Source organism: Glutamicibacter sp. JC586, from assembly GCF_009805585.1.
Taxonomy (GTDB): domain Bacteria; phylum Actinomycetota; class Actinomycetes; order Actinomycetales; family Micrococcaceae; genus Glutamicibacter.
Genome location: NZ_VHIN01000010.1, coordinates 498,596 through 518,427 on the forward strand (window position 1 = coordinate 498,596; position 19,832 = coordinate 518,427).

At 56.0% G+C, this 19,832-nt stretch carries 19 protein-coding genes and 1 riboswitch; of the genes, 8 read left to right on the forward strand and 11 right to left on the reverse strand.

The window, feature by feature from the left end:
- Positions 1–94: 94 nt before the first annotated feature.
- A riboswitch (SAM riboswitch) is annotated at positions 95–215 on the forward strand.
- A 31-nt stretch (positions 216–246) separates the two neighbouring features.
- A complete protein-coding gene (locus tag FJV47_RS10275) occupies positions 247–798 on the forward strand; it encodes an OsmC family protein (protein ID WP_159612598.1) in 552 nt (183 codons plus the stop codon).
- Between the two features lie 86 nt (positions 799–884).
- Here the strand turns inward: FJV47_RS10275 and FJV47_RS10280 are convergent, their stop codons facing one another.
- From FJV47_RS10280 to FJV47_RS10295, 4 genes are all read right to left on the reverse strand, one after another.
- Complete coding sequence (locus FJV47_RS10280; RefSeq protein ID WP_159612600.1) at positions 885–1,925, reverse strand: L-idonate 5-dehydrogenase; 1,041 nt, start codon at positions 1,923–1,925, stop codon at positions 885–887.
- A 4-nt stretch (positions 1,926–1,929) separates the two neighbouring features.
- The gene (locus FJV47_RS10285; RefSeq protein ID WP_159612602.1) at positions 1,930–2,700 is read right to left on the reverse strand and encodes an SDR family oxidoreductase; all 771 of its coding nucleotides are present in this window, start codon (positions 2,698–2,700) and stop codon (positions 1,930–1,932) included.
- Positions 2,701–3,016: 316 nt separating this feature from the next.
- Positions 3,017–3,724, reverse strand: coding sequence for a FadR/GntR family transcriptional regulator (locus FJV47_RS10290; RefSeq protein WP_159612604.1), 708 nt, complete (start codon positions 3,722–3,724; stop codon positions 3,017–3,019).
- 26 nt (positions 3,725–3,750) lie between these two features.
- Positions 3,751–5,427: an L-lactate permease gene (locus FJV47_RS10295; RefSeq protein WP_159612606.1), complete on the reverse strand. Its 1,677-nt coding sequence runs from the start codon at positions 5,425–5,427 to the stop codon at positions 3,751–3,753.
- 147 nt (positions 5,428–5,574) lie between these two features.
- Between FJV47_RS10295 and FJV47_RS10300 the strand changes: the two genes are divergently transcribed.
- Genes FJV47_RS10300 through FJV47_RS10310 form a run of 3 tightly spaced genes read left to right on the forward strand, consistent with a single transcriptional unit; the run spans position 5,575 to position 8,437 of the window.
- On the forward strand, positions 5,575–6,339 hold the full coding sequence (locus FJV47_RS10300; RefSeq protein WP_159612608.1) for a (Fe-S)-binding protein: 765 nt from the start codon (positions 5,575–5,577) through the stop codon (positions 6,337–6,339).
- Positions 6,340–6,356: 17 nt separating this feature from the next.
- Positions 6,357–7,808, forward strand: coding sequence for a LutB/LldF family L-lactate oxidation iron-sulfur protein (locus tag FJV47_RS10305; protein WP_159613155.1), 1,452 nt, complete (start codon positions 6,357–6,359; stop codon positions 7,806–7,808).
- Positions 7,805–8,437, forward strand: coding sequence for a lactate utilization protein C (locus FJV47_RS10310; protein WP_159612610.1), 633 nt, complete (start codon positions 7,805–7,807; stop codon positions 8,435–8,437). Before FJV47_RS10305 ends, FJV47_RS10310 begins: the two co-directional genes overlap by 4 nt.
- A gap of 73 nt (positions 8,438–8,510) precedes the next feature.
- On the opposite strand, the gene FJV47_RS10315 is transcribed toward FJV47_RS10310, so the two are convergent.
- A complete protein-coding gene (locus FJV47_RS10315) occupies positions 8,511–9,173 on the reverse strand; it encodes a LysE family translocator (protein WP_159612612.1) in 663 nt (220 codons plus the stop codon).
- Between the two features lie 146 nt (positions 9,174–9,319).
- Here FJV47_RS10315 and FJV47_RS10320 point away from each other — a divergent pair, with 146 nt between their 5' ends.
- A complete protein-coding gene (locus tag FJV47_RS10320; RefSeq protein WP_159612614.1) occupies positions 9,320–9,772 on the forward strand; it encodes a DUF4190 domain-containing protein in 453 nt (150 codons plus the stop codon).
- Between the two features lie 116 nt (positions 9,773–9,888).
- Here FJV47_RS10320 and FJV47_RS10325 read toward each other — a convergent pair whose 3' ends face one another.
- The 5 genes from FJV47_RS10325 to FJV47_RS10345 form a co-directional block, all read right to left on the reverse strand.
- Positions 9,889–10,437: a YceI family protein gene (locus tag FJV47_RS10325; protein WP_159612616.1), complete on the reverse strand. Its 549-nt coding sequence runs from the start codon at positions 10,435–10,437 to the stop codon at positions 9,889–9,891.
- 360 nt (positions 10,438–10,797) lie between these two features.
- Entirely contained in the window at positions 10,798–11,775 is a 978-nt protein-coding gene (locus tag FJV47_RS10330) for a glycine betaine ABC transporter substrate-binding protein (RefSeq protein WP_159612618.1), read from the reverse strand.
- Complete coding sequence (locus FJV47_RS10335) at positions 11,772–12,500, reverse strand: ABC transporter permease (RefSeq protein WP_159612620.1); 729 nt, start codon at positions 12,498–12,500, stop codon at positions 11,772–11,774. The genes FJV47_RS10330 and FJV47_RS10335 overlap by 4 nt, the downstream gene beginning before the upstream one ends.
- A complete protein-coding gene (locus FJV47_RS10340) occupies positions 12,497–13,699 on the reverse strand; it encodes an ABC transporter ATP-binding protein (RefSeq protein WP_159613157.1) in 1,203 nt (400 codons plus the stop codon). Before FJV47_RS10340 ends, FJV47_RS10335 begins: the two co-directional genes overlap by 4 nt.
- Positions 13,700–13,751: 52 nt before the next feature.
- Positions 13,752–14,393: an ABC transporter permease gene (locus FJV47_RS10345; protein WP_159612622.1), complete on the reverse strand. Its 642-nt coding sequence runs from the start codon at positions 14,391–14,393 to the stop codon at positions 13,752–13,754.
- A gap of 215 nt (positions 14,394–14,608) precedes the next feature.
- Between FJV47_RS10345 and FJV47_RS10350 the strand changes: the two genes are divergently transcribed.
- Positions 14,609–15,466, forward strand: a complete 858-nt coding sequence (locus tag FJV47_RS10350; RefSeq protein WP_159612624.1) for a fumarylacetoacetate hydrolase family protein — start codon at positions 14,609–14,611, stop codon at positions 15,464–15,466.
- A 242-nt stretch (positions 15,467–15,708) separates the two neighbouring features.
- On the forward strand, positions 15,709–17,184 hold the full coding sequence (locus tag FJV47_RS10355) for a sodium:alanine symporter family protein (protein WP_159612626.1): 1,476 nt from the start codon (positions 15,709–15,711) through the stop codon (positions 17,182–17,184).
- 102 nt (positions 17,185–17,286) lie between these two features.
- Here FJV47_RS10355 and FJV47_RS10360 read toward each other — a convergent pair whose 3' ends face one another.
- Positions 17,287–18,132, reverse strand: coding sequence for a CoA ester lyase (locus FJV47_RS10360; protein ID WP_159612628.1), 846 nt, complete (start codon positions 18,130–18,132; stop codon positions 17,287–17,289).
- A gap of 210 nt (positions 18,133–18,342) precedes the next feature.
- Between FJV47_RS10360 and FJV47_RS10365 the strand changes: the two genes are divergently transcribed.
- Entirely contained in the window at positions 18,343–19,812 is a 1,470-nt protein-coding gene (locus FJV47_RS10365) for an amino acid permease (RefSeq protein WP_235026414.1), read from the forward strand.
- The last annotated feature ends 20 nt before the right edge of the window (positions 19,813–19,832 follow it).

The window sequence follows — 19,832 nt, forward strand, 5'->3', positions numbered from 1 at the left end:
CATCTTATCGGCGGATACCGACAGTCTTGTAATGACGAAAAGTTAAGCTCACGCTTTACGTGGCCACGGAATTCAGGCTAAAAATGAACCACTGAATCATGAGTTCCGCTGATCACGGCCCTGGCCGAGCGGACGGCAACCCTTAGGCCATTGTGCGGGGTGCCCCAGGTGAGGATTCGACGCTTCTTGAAAGCCAAGATGCGTAAACGATGGCGCACCCTTGCGTCAGAAAGGGGATGATTCCTCATGCCTACCGCAACCGAAAAACTTTCCGCCGCAAAAGACCGCTCGCAGCGCCTAAAAGAAGCCGGTGCAGGTTGGGGCGAACGCATTTCTGCCGCTCCACAAAACGCTCAGCTAACTTTCACCGTTCAGGGCGAGGGTTTCGAGTCGGTGGCCTCTAATATCCGGGCCGGTAAGCACACCTTCACCGTCGATGAACCAGCTGCGCTTGGTGGCAGTGACATCGCGGCCAGCCCCGTCGAATACGCGCTGGCAGCCTTGGTTTCTTGCCAGGTAGTGGTCTACCGACTCTACGCAGAGAACTTGGGGATCCAGGTTGATGACGTTCAGATCACCGCCGATGGGCAGCTTGATGTCCGTGGCCTGTTCGGCATTGATGCCTCCATCCGTCCCGGTTTCTCCTCAGTAGATCTGAAGGTACAGATTGCTGGCCCCGAATCTGCCGAGCGCTACGAGGAACTACGCCAGGCTGTGGATGATCATTGCCCGGTGTTGGACCTGTTTGCCAACCCGGTGCCGGTGACTACTTCGGTGCATGTGGCCGAAGCGAACTAAGGTACCCAACAACCAAAAACGCACGGCACCAACCTCTGGGAGGGATCGGTGCCGTGCGTTGGTTTTGTGTTGGTGAACCCTTCAGGCTACTCGCTCAAGAATTCGAGCAGCACCTTGCCCGAGGTAGATGAATCCTTGGCGGTTTCAAACGCTTCTAAGCTCTTGGCTACTGGGAACTCATGGGTGACAGCCGCTGCGATATTCAGCGAACCATCGGCCAAAGCGGAGATCACCTGATCAATCTCGTCGTTGAATCTAAAGGACCCAACAAGTTCAAGCTCGCGGGTAATCGCAATTGAGATCAATGCTGGCTGTTCACCGGTAGGAAGCAGACCTACCATCACAACTCGGCCACCGCGGGTCGCCCCTCGAACTGCCGAGGCCAGACCACGATAGTTACCACTGGCTTCAATCACCACATCTGCATTCACTGCGCTGATGGCCTCTTGATCATCGGCACGTAGGGTAGATGTTGCACCGAGCTGCGTGGCAATTGCCAATGGCTTTTCGTGCATGTCCACTGCGATGATTTCAGCTGCGCCGGCGCGCTTGAGTACTGCAACTGCCAAGGCACCAATTGGACCTGCACCGATGACCAGCGCCTTCTTACCGGCGACGTCCCCCGCGCGGGAGACTGCATGCCACGCCACGGCAGCTGGTTCGGCCAGCGCTGCATCGCGCAGCGACAAGCCTTCAGGCAGTTCACGCAACATACGTGCTGGAAGGTTCACTTCACGAGCGAAAGCACCTTCGGTGTGAGGATAGCGGGCGGCCGAGCCCAAGTAGGTGCAGCCCGGAGAAAGATTCGGGCGATCTTCTGGATATGGTTCGCCGGTGCCATTAGGAGTTGCCGGGTGCACGGCAACTTTAGTACCGGCAGCCGGGCCCGTGCCGTCAGCCGCAGCCTGAATCACGGTACCCACAATCTCGTGGCCCAAAATCATCGGGGCTTTGAGGATGGACTCGCCGGCTGCGCCGTGGCTCCAGTAGTGAAGATCCGATCCGCAGATGCCACCGTAGGCGATCGCGATTCGTGCTTCATCAACATCCGGGGCCGAAAGCTCAATCTGTTCAATGCGCAGGTCACCAGCCGCATGGGCAACAACAGCGATGGTGTTGGTGGTCAAGGTATTAGACGACAACGCTCATGCCCCCGTCGATGAAAATGGTCTGACCGTTCACGTAGTTAGAACCATCCGAGGCCAACCAGACGGCCGGCCCAGCGAGGTCTGCCACGGTGCCCCAACGAGCAGCCGGAGTACGGCCCAAGATCCAGGAGTTGAACTTTTCGTCATCCACCAGGTTCTGAGTCATCTCTGTGTGAATGTACCCCGGCGCGATGCCATTGATCTGCAGACCCGAGGCAGCCCATTCGGCGGTCATCGCGCGGGTCAGGTTGCGCAGTCCACCCTTGGCTGCGGTGTACGCAGAGATGGTTGGGCGGGCCAGATCGGTCTGCACTGAGCAGATGTTGATGATTTTGCCTTCACCACGCTGCACCATGCCGCGAGCGACTTCTCGTCCGACAAGGAAAGCGCTGGTGAGGTTGGTATCGATCACGCGCTGCCAATCAGCCAGCTCCAAATCCAGCATCGGAACGCGGTGCTGGATTCCTGCGTTATTAACCAGGATGCGGATCGCGCCGATGTTCTTTTCGATGGCCGCAATATTTTCACGAACGGCTGCGTCATCGGTGACGTCGAAGCAGACGCTGTGAATGCGTTCGGCTCCATACGCGGTGGTGAATTCGCTGACGGTTTGTGCCAGACGTTCCTCGTCGCGGCCGTGCAGAATGATGCTGGCACCGGCGTCAGCTAGAGCGCGGGCAAGTTCGCGGCCAATACCGCGGGAAGACCCGGTGACTAGGGCCAAACGTCCAGATAGGTCAAAAAGTTGACTCATGAATTCCCTCGCAAAAAAGTGTCGATAATTCACCGACGGGAACCCATCACCAGCTATTGCAATGTGGTGTATCCAAAAAAGTGAGCCCCGTCGCTTCTCAAAACATATCAGACATAAGCTGTACGTGGGGCAATAAAGTCGTACTTATTTCTTCAATGAAACGTCAGCGGAGCACCACAATGCGATAGGCCGTACTCGTGTTCACGAACCGTCCTGGGACCCAATTGTGCAAGCCTTGCACAATTAGCACCCACCTTCACAGCGAGTCCACGAACTCATCTGCCCCTCAGATTTAGGGCTACCCTGCCGCGCATAACTAGTGTGTCTGCGAATAGAACCAGGTGATGTGTTCTTCAAGCAGCTGGGCCGCGCGCTCGCGTTGCCCCGTGGCAAAAGCGTGGTGAATGGCTTTATGCTGGCGCCGCAGAACTTTGACTACCGGTTGCCACGCTTCATCATCGGGAATGGACACAGCAACATAGTCACTGATCGAGTTGCGTAGTGACTCCATCATGGATTCGACCACCGAGTTGCCGGCCATGGACGCAAGCAGCACATGGAATTCGGCGTCGATGCGGTGGAAAGATTCGCGTGAAAGCTGCGCATCATCCATGCGCATGATCAGTACCGCTGTACGGTCTATAACCTGCTGCGCGTGGATCGGGTCGCGCGGATTCATCTGGGCGGCCCATGTTTCCAAGAGGATGCGTGACTCAACGATCTCGCGAACGTTGATGCCTTTGGCGGCAAGATGCAGGCGTAGAGCCTGGGAAATTCCGGCCGAAGGGTTAGAGACGATGACCGCCCCAGAATTCGGACCGGATCCCGTGGAGGTTTTAATAATGCCCATCACATCTAGGATGCGGATGGCATCTCGCACCGAAGCGCGAGAGATCCCATGCTGCTCCGCGAGCGCACGTTCACCGGGAAGTTGGTCTCCCACGGACAACTTCTCAGTGCGTAGATCTTCCTCAATGGCTTGAAGAACAATCTGGTACGCACGCGGAGCTGGGTTAACTGACATCAGATCTATTTTAGCCGGTCAGCACGCTATGGAAGCATCCACGAGAGGACCGGAGTGGACTGCAAGTAGACCAAGCAGCACAGTACCAGCAGCATACCCACCGACCAGCCGGCAACCTTCTTCAGGATCACCGATTCCTGGCCTTCCATCTTCACACTGGTTGCGGCGATGGCCAGGTTCTGCGGGGAGATCAGCTTGCCGACCACACCACCGGAGGTATTGGCAGCCACTAGCAGGTGTGGATCAATGCCAGCGTTTACGCCAGCGGTCTGCTGCAACTTAGCAAATAGCGCGTTGGCCGAGGTATCCGAACCGGTCACCGCGGTACCGATCCAACCCAGAATTGGCGAGAGGAAAGCAAAGAATCCGCCGGCACCGGCCAACCAGGTTCCCACGGTAATGGTCTGACCCGACAAGTTCATCACGTATGCCAGGCCGAGCACCGAAAGAATGGTCAGTGCGGCAAAGCGCATGTTGTAGATGGTCTTGCCAATCTCCGACAAGCCCTCGCCGAAGGTCATTGCATACTTGCCACCACCGGAGTTGCGCGAGTAAACAAATGCGACGATTATGCCGGTAATCAGCAGCAAGGTACCCGGCGAGGAAAGCCAGGAGAAGTTGTACATGGTCGAGGAGACGGCCTTGCCGCTGGCATCAACCACATGTCCATGCAGGCCCGGCCAGCCGAACTTGATGTCCGTGCTTGATAGCCATGCTGGAATATCAACGCCCAATTTCCACAGCTTGGCCAGACCGAAGATCACGATCACCAACAGGTAAGGGAACAGCGCCATCCAGGTGTTACCAGCATGCAGCTTAGTTCCCTGCTCCACTGGCACGGCAGCAGCTTCGGGGGTAAGGACCCGGGCACGAGCTTCCTCGGCGCCCTTCGGAGTCCAGAAACGCAGCAGGATTACCGCTGCAGCCAAGCCGACCAGCGAAGCAACAATATCGGTCAGCTCGTAGGAGAAGTAGGTAGAGCACAACCACTGGGCTACACCGAAGGAAATACCGATGGTCAAGGTCGCTGGCAGCACCTGACGTACTCCGCGCCAGCCATCAAGAATCAAAACCAAGATGGTAGGAACAAACAGAGCCAACAGGGGTGACTGGTGACCAACGACGGCACCAATTTCCTTGGCAGGGATACCGGTCAGGGCACCAGCGGTGGTGATGGGAATGGCCACGGCACCAAAGGCCACTGGCGCAGTATTGGCGATCAGCACCGCGCAGGCCGCACGCAATGGCGAGAGACCTAGAGCCAGGAGCATGGTGGCGGTAATGGCTACGGGAGCGCCGAATCCGGCCAGCGCCTCAAGTAGTCCACCGAAGCAGAAGGCAATCAACACGGCCTGGATGCGCACATCCCCGCCGCCGATCACGTCAAAGACGCGACGCAAATCTTCAAAGCGACCGGATTTCACGGTGACTTGGTAAAGGAAAATAGCCATGACCACGATCCAGACGATCGGGAAGGCTCCAAAAACCATACCCATGAGCCCTGAATTTAGGGCCATGGCTACCGGCATTTTCCAGCCGAGGATGGCGACGATGATGGCGACTGCCAATGATCCCAAACCAGCCCAGTGAGCCTTGGTTTTGATCACAGCTAGAAGCACAAAAAAGGTTACGAGAGGAATGAGTGCGATCAGCGCAGAGATCGCTACACTTCCTGCTATCGGTTCGGTGGATGGAGTAAACACGGTGTGGGCGTCCTTGCTCGAGTGTTGGTCTGACCATATGTGGTCCGACCACCAAGAGTACAACGTGAGTGTCATCACAACAAGTCTTGACTATTACAAAAGTTGTCGCATAGTATGGTCAGACCACACCTGAAAGAGTCATTTATTATGCGAATTGCTCTCTTTGCCACGTGCATCGTGGACGCTATGTACCCAGAAACCGCCAAGTCGACCGTGAAAATCCTGGAACGCTTGGGTCATGAAGTAATTTTCCCGAAGGCGCAAGCCTGTTGTGGGCAAATGCACATGAATTCCGGCTACATGCCCGAAGCCTTGCCTGTTGTCGAAAACCATATCAATGCCTTTGACACCGAGGACTATGACGTCGCCGTCGCCCCTTCGGGCTCCTGCGTCGCATCGGTTAAGCATCAGCACCCTTACTTAGCTGAGCGCCTAGGCAAACCAGAACTGAAGGATCGGGCCAAGGCTGTTGGCGCCCGCACCTATGAGCTCACCCAACTATTGGTCGATGTTTTGGGGATCACCAACGCTGCCGAACAGCTCGGCAGCTACTTCCCCGAAACCATCACCTATCACCCCTCATGCCACGGCATGCGCTCGCTTGGCTTAGGTGACCGCCAACTGGATCTGCTCAAGACCGTCGGTGGCATTACCATCAACGAACTGCCCGAAGCAGATCAATGCTGTGGCTTCGGCGGCACCTTCTCGATCAAGAATGCCGATGTTTCTTCGGCCATGCTCGATGACAAGGTGAAAAACATCTGCTCCACAGGCGCTTCGGCCTGCTCCGGCGGCGACGCCTCCTGTCTGATGCACATCGGCGGTGGCCTCTCCCGCACCGGTGCCAAACCAAAAACCCTGCACCTGGCCGACATTCTGGCCAGCACCATGGAAGAGACGGTGTCACTGTGACTCAGGTATTCCTCGGCATGCCTGCTGGCGGACAGGGCAACCTGTTCGAGCAGGAGCCATTCCCCCAAGCAGCTCACCGCGAACTGGGCAACACCCAGATGCGCAAGAATCTACGCCATGCCACCCATTCCATTCGCGATAAGCGTTTGAAAGTCGTGGGCGAACTTCCCGATTGGGAAGCATTGCGTGATGCTGGCAGCACCATCAAAAACAACTCCATGGCCACCCTCGAAGAGCGGCTATTGGAGTTTGAAAAGAACTTCACCGCCCGCGGCGGCGTAGTTCACTGGGCTCGTGACGCTGATGAAGCAAATAAGATCGTCACCGAGCTGGTGCGGGCTACCGGTTCCACCGAGGTAGTCAAGGTCAAGTCCATGGCTACTCAGGAAATCGGGCTCAACGAGCATCTGGAATCCGAAGGCATCGACGCCTTCGAAACCGACCTCGCCGAACTCATTGTTCAGCTCGGGCACGATAAGCCCAGCCACATCCTGGTCCCAGCGATCCACAAGAACCGCACCCAGGTGCGCGACATCTTCCTGAAGGAAATGCCGGGGGTCGACCCGAACCTCACGGATGATCCGAGCAAGCTCGCCAACGCAGCCCGCGCCCACCTGCGCAAGAAGTTCTTGGCCGCCAAGGTCGCGATCTCCGGAGCCAACTTCGCCCTGGCCGACACCGGAACCCTAGGCGTCGTGGAATCTGAAGGCAACGGACGAATGTGCCTGACCCTGCCTGAAACCCTGATCACCGTCATGGGCATCGAGAAGGTTCTCCCACAGTGGGAAGACATCGAAGTTTTCATGCAGCTACTGCCCCGCTCCTCCACCGGCGAGCGCATGAACCCCTACACCTCCCTGTGGACCGGGGCGAGTGCCGATGACGGCCCGCAGAACGTACACATCGTGCTGCTTGATAACGGACGTACCCGCGCCTTGGCCGATCGTTTTGGCCGCACCGCACTGAACTGCATCCGCTGTTCAGCCTGCATGAACGTGTGCCCAGTCTACGAACGCACCGGTGGTCACGCCTACGGTTCGACTTACCCTGGCCCGATCGGCGCGATCCTCTCCCCGCTGCTCACCGGCATTGAGGTCGAGGAAAACGGTTCCCTGCCGTACGCATCCTCGCTGTGTGGCGCCTGCTACGAGGCCTGCCCAGTGAAGATCAACATCCCAGAGATCCTCGTGCACCTACGTGGCGAAGACGTTGATGCCAAGCGTGAGAAGCACAAGCTACCCACCCAGATGGACCTTTTGATGAAGGGTGGATCATGGGCTTTGGGCAAGGGCAAGAATATTGGGCTGCTCGAAAAGGCTTTGCCTCTGGGTCGACTGGCCGCGGGCAAGGATAAGAAGATTAAGAAGCTGCCGGGCATCGCTGCAGGGTGGACCCAGAGCCGCGACATTCCCGCCCCACCAAATAAGTCTTTCCGTGACTGGTGGAGTGATACGAAGGAGTCCAAGTGAGTGCCAAAGATGAAATCCTCGGTCGCATCCGTTCAGCGTTAGCTGACTCTCCGGTCACCGAAGAGGTTCCGCGCGAGTACCGCACCAGCTCAGAGATGAACGAAGAGCAGCTCATCGAATTACTGGTGGACCGCTTGGTGGACTACAAGGCTGGTGTCGACGTCATTGAGGCCGCGCAGATTCCACAGTTCGTGGCGGACAAACTCGCGAATGCTTCTAGTGTTGTCTACCCGCAGGGTCTGGATGCCACATGGCTTTCGGCCTTGGACCAGAACGTGGAGCAGCGACTTGATGCACCAGGAAATCGTTTGAGTGTGGCCGAGCTGGATGCCACCAGCGCAGTGGTGACTTCCTCGGCGGTTTCCGTGGCCGAGTCAGGAACTATCATTCTTGATGGTGAGCCTGACCAGGGCCGTCGTGCCATTTCTCTGGTGCCAGATCACCACGTATGTATCGTTCCGGTCTCGTCGATCGTCCAGCTATTGCCTGAGGCCATGCCACGCTTGTCGATCACTCGACCACTGACCTGGATTTCTGGTCCGTCGGCTACCAGCGACATCGAGCTGGAACGTGTTGAGGGTGTTCACGGACCACGCACCTTGGATGTGCTGATGGTGCGCGGACTCTAACTCTAAGGCGCTTGGCTTCTCAAAGATCGGCTTCCTTGATCCATCGGATCGAGGGAGCCGATCTTTCACGCAGTTACGTGTGGTGCAGAAAAGCTCCGACGAGCACCACAAGTCCCATGATGAACAACGCAGAACACGCTACCCACTCAAGGCGCAGAGCAATTTCAGGTCGTTTGAACCAGTTCATGGCTTTGGATGCTGCGGTACTCAAGATCAGCATGTAAACAAAGCCGATAGATGCGAAAATTCCGCCCAGCAGCAGTCCCCATAGGAACGTATTTGAATCGGCGGGGATGAAGTTTGGCATCATCGCCAGGAATAGTAAGCCTAACTTTGGGTTCAGTGCCGCAGAGAGCACTCCGGCCCCAAAGATTTTCCGCAATGGCTCCTGCGCACGCTGGGTCTGCTTCCGCATTTCAGTGTTCGCAATCGAGCTATCAGCCTTGGCTACGGCCCGGGATTTGAGGAATCCGGAAAGCCCCAAGTACATCAGGTACAAACCGCCAAGAACTGCAATTATCGTTTCAACGATCGGGTACTTCTGAATCACGGTGGCTGCACCGGCTCCAGCGAGAATGGCCCAGGCGAAAATCGCGACCATCAATCCGAGCGCCGCCACGATCCCGTGCATCCTGCGAACCAGTGAATAGCGCAGAATGAGGAAGGTGTCTGGTCCTGGCGAAATCGTGACCATGACACAAACGCCAAGATACGCAATAAATGAAGCCCACGTCATGATTCACCATCTTAGAAACCACCGGGTTCAGCTTCCTAATTGGTGACCCTGCAATTTCAGGAAGGTTCACCCCTGGTGACTTTTAGGCGAAGCCGCCAGATGATTGATTTAATGTAAGAAACCACCAAGTTTGAAAGTAGGCTGCAATGTCGACCCCGAATGGCGAACCGCAGAATCCATATACCTCAGGTCAGTCCTACCAGGGCCAGAACCAGCAGTATCAGCAGCCCTCATATCAGCAGTCGAATTACCCGCAGTCCTCCTACCAAAACGGTTCGTACCAGCAGCCGTATCAGCGGGGCTATCAGGGGTATCCAGCGCAGAATCACCTGCGTGGCATGCAACTAGCTCAGACTTCGATGATCCTTGGCATCGTTTCGATCTTTGTCCTGGGGATCGTCCTGGGACCAATTGCCATCATTAAGGCCAATCAGGCTGAACGTGAGTTCAATACTCCAGCCACCGCCGGCAAAGTGACCGGGTGGATTGGAACGATCCTCGCTCTTGTCTACATCCTCATGTTCGTCGGGGTGTTCGTTCTAGCAATCTTCGCTCCTGACACAACAAGCTCTACTACAGGGTCAACCTACGATTTCTAAGCGAATCCATTCTTAGCGCTAACGACAAAGCCTCCGAACCATTGATGGTTCGGAGGCTTTGCCGGTATCGGCCCTCTAATCCGTCACCCCCATGATGACGGTCGTCGGGAAGTTCTTTAGGCTGCTGCTGGCAGTACGAAGGAAGCGTCGATCTCGATCTTGACCTTGTCGCTGACCAATACGCCACCGGCTTCCAGTGCTGCGTTCCAGGTGATGCCGAATTCCTTGCGGGAGATGGTGGTGGTTGCGTAGAAACCTGCGCGGGTTGCACCGAAGGCGTCTACTGCCTGGCCACCGAGCTCAACTTCCAACTCAACTTCCTTGGCAACGCCGCGGATGGTCAGTTCACCAACAAGAACGAACTCATCCGAGTCACCCTTGAGGCCAGTGGACTTGAAGGTCATGGCTGGGAACTGCTCGGAGTCGAAGAAGTCAGCGCTCTTCAGGTGACCGTCGCGGTTCTCATCCTTGGTGTTCACCGAACCGGTCTGAACGTTGGCAACAACGCTGGAATCAGCCAGGGTTTCGCCGACGGTCAGGGTTGCATCGAATTCGGTGAAGCTACCGCGGACCTTGGAGATGCCGGCGTGGCGAACCGAGAAGCCAACCTCGGAGTGCGAAGCGTCGAGGTTCCAGGTACCGGAGGTAAGTGCTGATGCTGCCATGTCTAAATCCTTTCATCCCGCCAACAAGTAGTTGACGTTTCAATTTGTTTTGTTGACACCAGTATTGCACGGAAAAAGTTGAAGCGTCAACAAAATTCCCCAAAAAGTTTCTTCCGTCGCTCAAGATCCCGCAAAACTAGCGTCTGACGTGTCGGTTTGTCAGAAAACTTTCTGCAGATCATGTTGCCTAGGTGGCGAAAAACTACGAGAACGTATCGATCAACTTCACCTTCTGGCTCTATCTTGCCTGTTTTTCCCTCCGTTGTGAACAACTTCGGGTGAACCTTCAATGACAAAAAGCTGGAGTCCGGTAGCGAATACCCAACTCCAGCTTTTCAACGCTCGTTAGTGCCCAAACGACTATGGCTTGCTGACCAAACCTTCGCTGACCATCCACTCGAACGCTACGTCCGAGGGTTCACGGCCGACCACATCCACTTGGTAGTTCAGTTCCATCAGCACCTCGTCCGTGAGTAACGGGGCAATCTTGCCCATGATCTCCTTGACTTCAGGATTTTCCTTCAAGAACTCACCATTGAACGCAGGAGCGGCGTTGTAGCTCGGGAAGTACTTCTTGTCGTCCTCTAGCACCGTTAGGTTCAGCGCCTTGATACGACCATCAGTAGTGAACACTTCGCCAAAGTCGCAGGCACCAGAAGCAGTTGCCTGGTAAATCGCACCGACGTCGTACAGGCCAATATTGTTCTCTGATACTTGCTTGCCACGGTCAATGCCGTAGTGCTCAAGCATCGGAGTCAGCCCGTCTCGACGCGAGTTGAATTCCGGATCAACACAGAAAGTGAGGTCCTTCTTATCGAGAGTTTTCAGTTGAGAAAGCTTCGTAATCCCAAGACGTTTGGCAGTTTTCTCATTCATTGCCATGGCGTAGGTATTGTTCAGCGGAGCTGGCTTGCCCCAGTCAATCCCGTTGGCAACATCTTCTTTTTGCACTGCCTCCCACTGAGCTTTCTCACCAACTACTGGCTTCTCGTGACCGAGATAGGTCAGCCACGCAGTACCGGTGTATTCCCACAGCACGCTGGCATCCCCCGACAGCAAGAGCTGCCGCGCAGGTTGCGAGCCAGGCACGTTGGTGAGGTCGGTGACTTCGTATCCGGCAGCTTTCAAGGCGATCACGGAAATCTTACCTAGCAGTAGCTGCTCAGTGAATGACTTGGACGTCACGGTCACCGCAGGAGCATCGCTGGCTTCATCCACTGGCTTGATCTTTCCCGGCCCCACAGCTGGAACCGTACCCGTGGATGGGCTCAAGCCACAGCCAGTCAGTGCAAGTATGGCAACCGATGAGAGAAGGGACAGCTTTAGTACGTTTTTCATGACAGTCCCTTCGGTCGAGCGACCTGTTCAACTACACGACCTAGCCAGTCGATGGTCAAAGCGAGCAAAGCCACTAATAACGACCCGGTAATCAACACAACGTTCAGATTGAGGTTCACGCCGGTAGTAATCAGGATTCCTAGACCACCACCGTTGATGAAGGTGGCTAGTGTCGCAGTACCCACAAGCAACACCAGTGCGGTGCGAATGCCCGAGAGCATGACCGGAACCGCCAGCGGCAGCTCCACCTTAAACAACACTGACATCAAGGACATACCGATACCGCGGCCCGCTTCAACAATGCGCTGATCAACCTGCTGCAACCCCACAATAGTGTTGGACAGCACCGGAAGAATCGCATAAATCACCAGCGATACGATGGCCGTTTTCGGCCCAAAGCCCATCCAAAACGCCAACAGAACAATGACACCGATGGCTGGGGCCGCCTGCCCAAAGTTCGCAATGGCTCGTACGATAGGGGCAGCGCGTCGAAGCGCCGGACGAGTCAGCAAGATACCCAGCGGAATCGCGATGAGCAAGACAATGACCGTTGCGACCACAGTCAGTTCCAGATGCTCCAACGTGTAGCCCCAAATGGTGGCGGGGTCCAATGTCTGACGTTCAGTTTCGGTGAGATCTGCGGTGAGCAGCCAGATGACCAGTACCGCAAAGGCAGTTGCGATACCGACAATCTGCCAAATCAGAGTTCGCTTTTCTCCGTTCATGCAGGCTCACCATCCGGCTCGGTGGCGTCATCTTCAATGTTCACCACGTTGATAGCTCCGGAGTTCAACCCCACCGGCGCTGCATGATCAGCATCGTGAGCACCGTTAGCGGCCGCGATGGCCTCCATGACGGTCTGCACTGAAATGACACCGAGCAACACATCGCGACGACCTGTGACCAAGGCTGATTCGGAACTGGCCACCAGCATCGTATCCAGCGCGTCGTTCAAGGTTGCCTGCTCACCGACAACTGGCAGCCCATGGTCATAGGTGCCATCGATGATTTCTGCACGGGAGAGCTGGCGTCGGTCCAAACGACGCAGTGGACGACCACGTGAATCAACTACCACCGCGTGTTTGCGCCCTGCGCCCTGCAACTGTGAGAGCACGTCGGAAGCGCGCTTGCCCGCAGTGGTTGTGATCGCTTCTTCCAGCTCAACCTCATTCACTCGGGTTAGGGTCAACTGCTTAAGCCCTGCACCCGAACCGATGAAGTTCTCCACGAACTCGCTGGCAGGGTTGGCCAGAATTCGTTCCGGGGAATCATATTGTTCAAGTTGCGCGCCCTCGTTAAAGATCGCGATCCAGTCCCCCAACTTCACTGCTTCATCAAAGTCGTGGGTGACACAAACGATGGTTTTCTGAACTTCAGATTGGATGTTCAGCAACTCATCTTGAAGGCGCTGACGGGTAATCGGATCAACCGCACCAAAAGGCTCATCCATCAGCAACACGGGAGGATCAGCCGCCAGCGCACGGGCCACGCCCACGCGCTGCTGCTGACCGCCAGAGAGTTCCTTCGGGAACCGGTCGCGGTACAGCTCAGGATCCAGAGAGACTAGTTCCAGAAGCTCATCTACACGAGCTGCGATCTTCTCTTTGGACCAGCCCAGCATCTTGGGAACCATAGCGATATTGGTAGCCACGGTCATATGTGGGAAGAGCCCGCCAGCCTGAATCACGTAGCCAATGCGTCGTCGCAGCTCATCACCATTCATACTGGTCACGTCTTCACCATTGATGACAATCTTGCCGCTGGTGGGCTCGATCAGACGGTTGATCATTTTCAGCGTGGTGGTTTTGCCACAGCCCGAAGGCCCCACAAACATCACGATGGAGCCAGCTGGGATTTCCAAAGTCAGGCCGCCCACTGCGGACTTCTTTTGCCCGGGGTAAGTCTTGGTGACTTCTTCGAGCATGATTGACGCGCCGGTAACGTTCTGGGCGGTCAAAGTTTCAGAGTTCTTATTTTCAGACACGGATACCTCGCGGGGTAGTCAGTCGGCCAATGCCGAGCAAAATCAAGTCAAGAATGAGCGCTAGGATCACTACGCCCACAACGCCGGTCACCACAGATTCCAAGGCGTTGGCGCCACCGAGTCGGGAGAGCCCCTGGAAAATGAATCCGCCAAGCCCCGGACCCAGAGCGTAGGAAACTACTGCTGCTACACCCATCACCATCTGCGCCGAGACTCGCACGCCAGTGAGAATCACCGGCCAAGCAATTGGAAGCTCGACGGAGACCAAGGTTTTGAAACGGCTCATGCCGATACCTCGGGCAGATTCAACGATGCTCGGCTCGATATTGTTTAGACCCACGATGGCGTTGCGCAGAATTGGCAAGGCGGCGAAGAACGTCACGACGATGACCGCAGGGCCAACGCCAAAGCCGAAAGGGACTATCAACAGACCGATCAGCGCGAAGGACGGAACGGTGAGTCCGATGGCGCTGATGGAATTAGCGATTCCAGAAAGTGCTTTATTGCGGTACACCAGTACGGCAATGACCACTGAAATGATGGTTGCCAGAATCAGACACTGGGCGACAAGCGAAAAGTGCTGCCACGAGGCGAAGAGGATATTGCGATATCTCTCCTCAAAAAATTCACCCACATTAAAACCTACTTCGCTTTAGTTTTGTATCTCGATCGTTCTCAGGACGCGAAAAACACCCTGTTTCTACCCCTAGCTTACCGACAGTAGCCCACGTCACCTCAGGTGAGAATGCTGTATCCCCTAGACAGCTCGGCAATTCTCAGTCAAAAGGAATGCTTGTGAGAAGCTGAAATAGTCTGTGTTTTCACCGCCAAATGTAGTGAGATGGAAGTATGAAACTTGCAACGCTCCGCCTGAGTAGCGAACCCAACCACACCACAGCAGCCGTCATTGACGACGGTCGCGCTTACTATCTAGAGAACCTGGACACTGTCCAGCGATTCCTGCGTCTGAATGAAGCAACGCAGCAAGAAGTCATCGCTCGCGCCCTAGTTGGCGACAGCATTGCCGAGGGCGAAGCGAACTACGCGCCGTTGATTCCCAATCCCTCCAAGATCTACTGCATTGGGTTGAACTACAAGTCGCACGCCGCTGAAGTTGGTCAGGAGTTGCCAAAATATCCGACCGTCTTTGCTAAGTTTGCTTCTTCGCTCTGCGGCGCCAACGATGAGGTGGAGATTCCGGTGGAGGACCACCGCGTGGACTATGAAGCAGAGCTAGCCATCATCATCGGAACCCCCGGCCGACGCATCAGCGAAGAAGACGCTGGCGCACACATTGCTGGGTTCGCCGTATCCAGCGACGTGTCCATGCGCGGTTACCAGGGCCGCACCTCCGAGTGGTTGCAGGGCAAGATCTGGGATCATTCCACGCCCCTGGGACCTTGGTTGGTCACCCCTGATGAGCTAGATCCGGCAGCAAAGATCTCCAGTACCGTCAATGGCAATCTCGTTCAGGAAGGCACGATTGATGACCTCATTTTCTCCGTTGATGAGATCGTCTCCTACCTTTCAACTTTCAACGAGCTACAGCCCGGAGATGTCATCCTGACCGGCACACCTGCTGGTGTCGCTGTCGGACGGCGTGATGAGAATGGCCGTCACCCGTGGCTGAAGCATGGGGATGTTTTGGAGACGCACATTGATGGTTTGGGCGTTGCTCGGACTACATTCATCGCTGCGCAAAAGTAGTTAATTCCCGCATTGGGCTCACCTTATTGGTGGGCCCATTATCTTTTGCGCTCGTCACGGAATTACTACTCAGCGGACAACATCCCGCGCGTAACGTTCTCTCAAGATTAACCGCTTGACGCGAGAACTACCCCGCCCACCTGCGCGTTCAGTGACTTGGGTCGCACTCTCACCTAGGATGTGAGCTATGAAAGCCTCGGTTTTCATCTCATCACTCACTCGCGCAAAGGACTAGTCGACTTATGGAAGCGTTGGGAACACTCTTCGGGAATATTTCCTCATTTATTTGGGGACCATTTTGCCTCATTCCGCTGTTGTTGGGCACGGGCTTGTACCTGACAATTCGGCTCGGTGGCGTGCAGTTCGTCAAACTTGCCGCGTCTCTTCGCCTCGGACTACTCAAGCGTAAGGATGACGGAGCTGAAGGTGACGTCTCCCAGTTCCAGGCACTGACCACCGCGCTAGCGGCCACCGTGGGTACCGGCAACATTGTTGGTGTGGCCACCGCAATCGGCATCGGCGGTCCAGGTGCGTTGTTCTGGATGTGGGTCACTGGCCTCTTGGGTATGGCGTCAAAGTACACCGAGGCCTTCCTCGGCGTGCGGTACCGCGGCACCGATGCAGCCGGCGAGAAGTCCGGCGGCCCACAGTACTACTTGGAACGTGGCATCAAGGGACCTTTCGGTAAGTTCCTGGCCATGTTCTTCGCGATTGCTGCCACCTTGGCCTGCTTTGGGATTGGCAATATGACTCAGGGCAATTCCATTGCACTGAACTTGGAAAACTCCTTCCATGTCACCCCATGGGTCACCGGCATCGTGCTGACCGTACTCTCCCTGACTGTTCTGGTCGGTGGCATTAAGTCCATTGGTAAGGTCACCGCAGGTTTTGTGCCAATCATGATCGTCTTCTACGTTGTGGCAGCACTCTACATTTTGATTGCCAACGTCAGCAGCATCCCTGCAGCCTTCGCTGAAATCTTCAGCGATGCCTTCACCGGCTCCTCGGCCGTTGGCGGCTTCACCGGCTCAGCCATCATCATCGCAATCCAGTACGGTGTGGCCCGCGGTATCTTCTCGAATGAATCCGGCATGGGTTCAGCAGCTATCGCAGCTGCTTCGGCACAGACCACCCACCCAGTTCGTCAGGGCTTGGTCTCGATGACTCAGACCTTCATCGACACCATCATCGTGGTCACCTGCACCGGCTTGGTCATCATCACCACGGGCGTTTGGAACATGGTGGATGAATCCACTGGCGAGCAGATCTCGGCCGCGCTGATGACCGGCGAGGCTTTCAGCCACGGTTTGCCAGGTGAATGGGGACACTGGGTTGTCACTATCGGTCTGGTGATGTTCGCGTATTCCACGATCCTAGGCTGGTGCTACTACGGTGAGCGCAACATTGAGCGTCTGATCGGACGCAAAGCCGTGATGCCATTCCGTGTCATCTTCTCACTGGTCGTGTTCATTGGCTGCACCACCGAACTGACCGCCGTATGGAACTTCTCGGACATGATGAACGGTCTGATGGCACTGCCAAACTTGATCGGTCTGCTGATCCTTTCCGGCATGGTGGCCCGCGAAACTCGCTGGTATCTGAAGAATGACCCGAAGCTGGAAGCCGACAAAGTCCAGATTGAAAACTTCATGGAGGGCCGCGATGGTTGGGCGCAGTGGAAGTCCGGCGATATCGTCGGTTCTTCTCACCAACGCTAAGCATTTAGCCACGAACAAATAAAGCTCATCCCGACCAGATCCTCAATGAGGGCCGGCCGGGATGAGCTTTTTGGTGCGTCGAGCGCGGTTAGTAGCTACGCGTTATGCGTTCCACAGACCGTAGGAGTCAGCGAGGTCCGCGATCTTCTGAGCGCGAGCCAAACGCGGCAGGTAGGAGCCGTCACCGACCGAAGCGCCAGCAGCGTGAGCTTCGAGCAGTTCCATGGCCCATGAGAGCTCATCTTCGCTCGGTGCGAGGGCAGCGTTGATGCCATCCACGTGGTCGCGCGAGAGCGAGAGCTTACCGGTCATACCCATGGATGCGGTGACGCGAGTTTCCTCGGTAACCTTCACCGCATCGGAACCTGCCGGTGGTGGACCGTCGATAGCGCCTGGCAGTTTGCCAACACGCGAGGCGATAACCAGCTTGCCGCGGGCGTATGCCAGAGCCATTGGGTCATCGGAGACACCGGTGTCTTTACGGAAGTCATTTACACCGAAGGCCAGACGGAAGGTGCCTGGCGCCGATGCGATGGAAGTAGCGTTCTCGATGCCCAGAGCAGTTTCAATCAAAGCTAGAACTGGGGTACCTGCGCGCAAGCGCATAGCACTGTAGGTCACTTGTTCTGGCTGTTCGGTCATGGCCAGCATGATCCCGCGCAGGCCGGGTGCCTCAGAAAGGGCGGCAAGGTCATCAGCCCAGAAGTCGGTGTCAATGCCATTAACACGCACCCATGCGGTCATGCCATTGGACAGCGCGCGGACAACATTGTCGCGGGCTTGAAGTTTCTTGTCATCGGGAACGGCGGCTTCCATATCGAAGATGACTGAGTCCGCTTCACTCGCAAGAGCCGGAGCGAAGTCCTCCTCTTTAGCGGCATTCACCAAGAGCCAGGAACGGGACAGTTTTGCAGGAAGAGCCGCTGCTCGACGATTTCGAATTGCCATACTCCCCAGACTACTCACTTGCGCCTATCCGCTTCCACTAGGCATGTACACTATTTGCCTCAAATGAGTCGACCACCACACTTCTGATGTGAGGGTAATTACAACCAGTGGGTTCTTTTCCGGTAATGTCGTTTTTTGTGGTTCCACGCGAACCTGTCACCACAAATACATAAGTGCTTCCAATCGAAGCCGCACGATAAAGGACCCTGCGTGGCAAATATAGAAACTAATCGACCCGCAGAGACCGGCCCCGAGCTTAAACGAGCGTTGTCCAACCGACACATTCAGCTCCTTGCCATTGGCGGTGCGATCGGCACCGGCCTGTTCATGGGCTCCGGAAAAACCATCTCTGTTGCTGGCCCATCGGTCATCCTGGTTTACATGGTCATCGGCTTCATGCTGTACTTCGTCATGCGCGCCATGGGCGAACTGCTCCTGAGCCGCACCGAATACCGTAACTTCTCCGACTTCGCCGGAGATATCCTCGGCCCATGGGCTGCCTTCTTCACCGGCTGGACCTACTGGTTCTGCTGGATCGTTACCGGCGTCGCTGACGTCATTGTCATTGCCTCGGTCTACGTGACCTACTGGCTGCCGACCATCCCGCTGTGGATTCCAGCATTGGCTGTCATTGTCTTGCTGATTCTGCTGAATTTGCCTTCAGTCAGGGGCTTCGGCGAAACCGAATTCTGGTTTGCACTGATCAAGATCATCGCGATTGTCGTGCTGATCATTGTTGGTCTGATCATGATCGTTACCGGCTTTGAACACGATGGTGCCCAGGCTTCCTTCCTGAACCTCTTCAACGGGGAGGGCGGATTCTTCGGCGGTGGCCTCATGGGCTTCGTCATGGGCTTCCAGATCGCTGTCTTCGCGTTTGTTGGTATTGAGCTTGTTGGTACCGCGGCCGCTGAAACCAAGAACCCAGAGCACAACCTGCCAAAGGCCATCAACGCTATTCCTGTGCGTATCCTGCTCTTCTACGTAGGTTCCCTGGTCATCTTGATGTCCGTTGTTCCTTGGGACCGGTTCACCGCTGACGAGTCGCCATTCGTGATGCTCTTCTCGCTAGCAGGCTTGGGTGCCGCCGCGCACCTGGTCAACGCGGTCGTGCTGACCTCGGCAACGTCGTCGGCTAACTCGGGTATTTACTCGACCTCGCGCATGGTCTTCGGCCTTGCCACCGATGGTGATGCTCCGAAAATCTTTGCCAAGCTCACTAAGCGTCAGGTTCCACGCAACGCGTTGTTCCTCTCCGGTGTCATCCTGCTCAGCTCCATCGTGCTGTTGGTCTTCGGCCTGGATAAGTCCGCAGGCTTCTCGGTGGTCACTACGATCTCCTCGCTGTGCTTCATGTTCGTTTGGACGATCATTCTGGTTAGCTACTTGGTGTACCGCAAGCGTCGCCCAGAGGCACACGACAAGTCAGTCTTCAAGATGCCCGGTGGCCTGTTCATGCCTTACGTGGTCATGGCCTTCTTCGTCTTCTTGCTGTGGGCTTTCACCCGCGATGCAGATACCTTGGTCGGCCTGCTGGCAACGCCAATCTGGTTCATCATCATCGGCATTGGCTACCTTTTGCTTCGCAACAATCCTCAGCACGCCAAGTTGCGTCAAGCGCACGAGGCTCGTGTTGCTGAAGAGAAGCGTGAGGCTGCTGCCTACCTCGCTTCCAAGTAGCGCTACTTTGGATCAATAAC

What these genes read in the sequence shown, in the direction of transcription:
- FJV47_RS10320 (WP_159612614.1), top strand. Translation starts at nt 9,320, where the DNA reads ATGTCGACCCCGAATGGCGAACCGCAGAATCCATATACCTCAGGTCAG.
- FJV47_RS10285 (WP_159612602.1), bottom strand. Translation starts at nt 2,700, where the DNA reads ATGAGTCAACTTTTTGACCTATCTGGACGTTTGGCCCTAGTCACCGGG.
- FJV47_RS10335 (WP_159612620.1), bottom strand. Translation starts at nt 12,500, where the DNA reads ATGAACGGAGAAAAGCGAACTCTGATTTGGCAGATTGTCGGTATCGCA.
- FJV47_RS10315 (WP_159612612.1), bottom strand. Translation starts at nt 9,173, where the DNA reads ATGACGTGGGCTTCATTTATTGCGTATCTTGGCGTTTGTGTCATGGTC.
- FJV47_RS10305 (WP_159613155.1), top strand. Translation starts at nt 6,357, where the DNA reads ATGCCTGCTGGCGGACAGGGCAACCTGTTCGAGCAGGAGCCATTCCCC.
- FJV47_RS10340 (WP_159613157.1), bottom strand. Translation starts at nt 13,699, where the DNA reads ATGCTCGAAGAAGTCACCAAGACTTACCCCGGGCAAAAGAAGTCCGCA.
- FJV47_RS10360 (WP_159612628.1), bottom strand. Translation starts at nt 18,132, where the DNA reads ATGGCAATTCGAAATCGTCGAGCAGCGGCTCTTCCTGCAAAACTGTCC.
- FJV47_RS10275 (WP_159612598.1), top strand. Translation starts at nt 247, where the DNA reads ATGCCTACCGCAACCGAAAAACTTTCCGCCGCAAAAGACCGCTCGCAG.
- FJV47_RS10300 (WP_159612608.1), top strand. Translation starts at nt 5,575, where the DNA reads ATGCGAATTGCTCTCTTTGCCACGTGCATCGTGGACGCTATGTACCCA.
- FJV47_RS10330 (WP_159612618.1), bottom strand. Translation starts at nt 11,775, where the DNA reads ATGAAAAACGTACTAAAGCTGTCCCTTCTCTCATCGGTTGCCATACTT.
- FJV47_RS10355 (WP_159612626.1), top strand. Translation starts at nt 15,709, where the DNA reads ATGGAAGCGTTGGGAACACTCTTCGGGAATATTTCCTCATTTATTTGG.
- FJV47_RS10350 (WP_159612624.1), top strand. Translation starts at nt 14,609, where the DNA reads ATGAAACTTGCAACGCTCCGCCTGAGTAGCGAACCCAACCACACCACA.
- FJV47_RS10325 (WP_159612616.1), bottom strand. Translation starts at nt 10,437, where the DNA reads ATGGCAGCATCAGCACTTACCTCCGGTACCTGGAACCTCGACGCTTCG.
- FJV47_RS10290 (WP_159612604.1), bottom strand. Translation starts at nt 3,724, where the DNA reads ATGTCAGTTAACCCAGCTCCGCGTGCGTACCAGATTGTTCTTCAAGCC.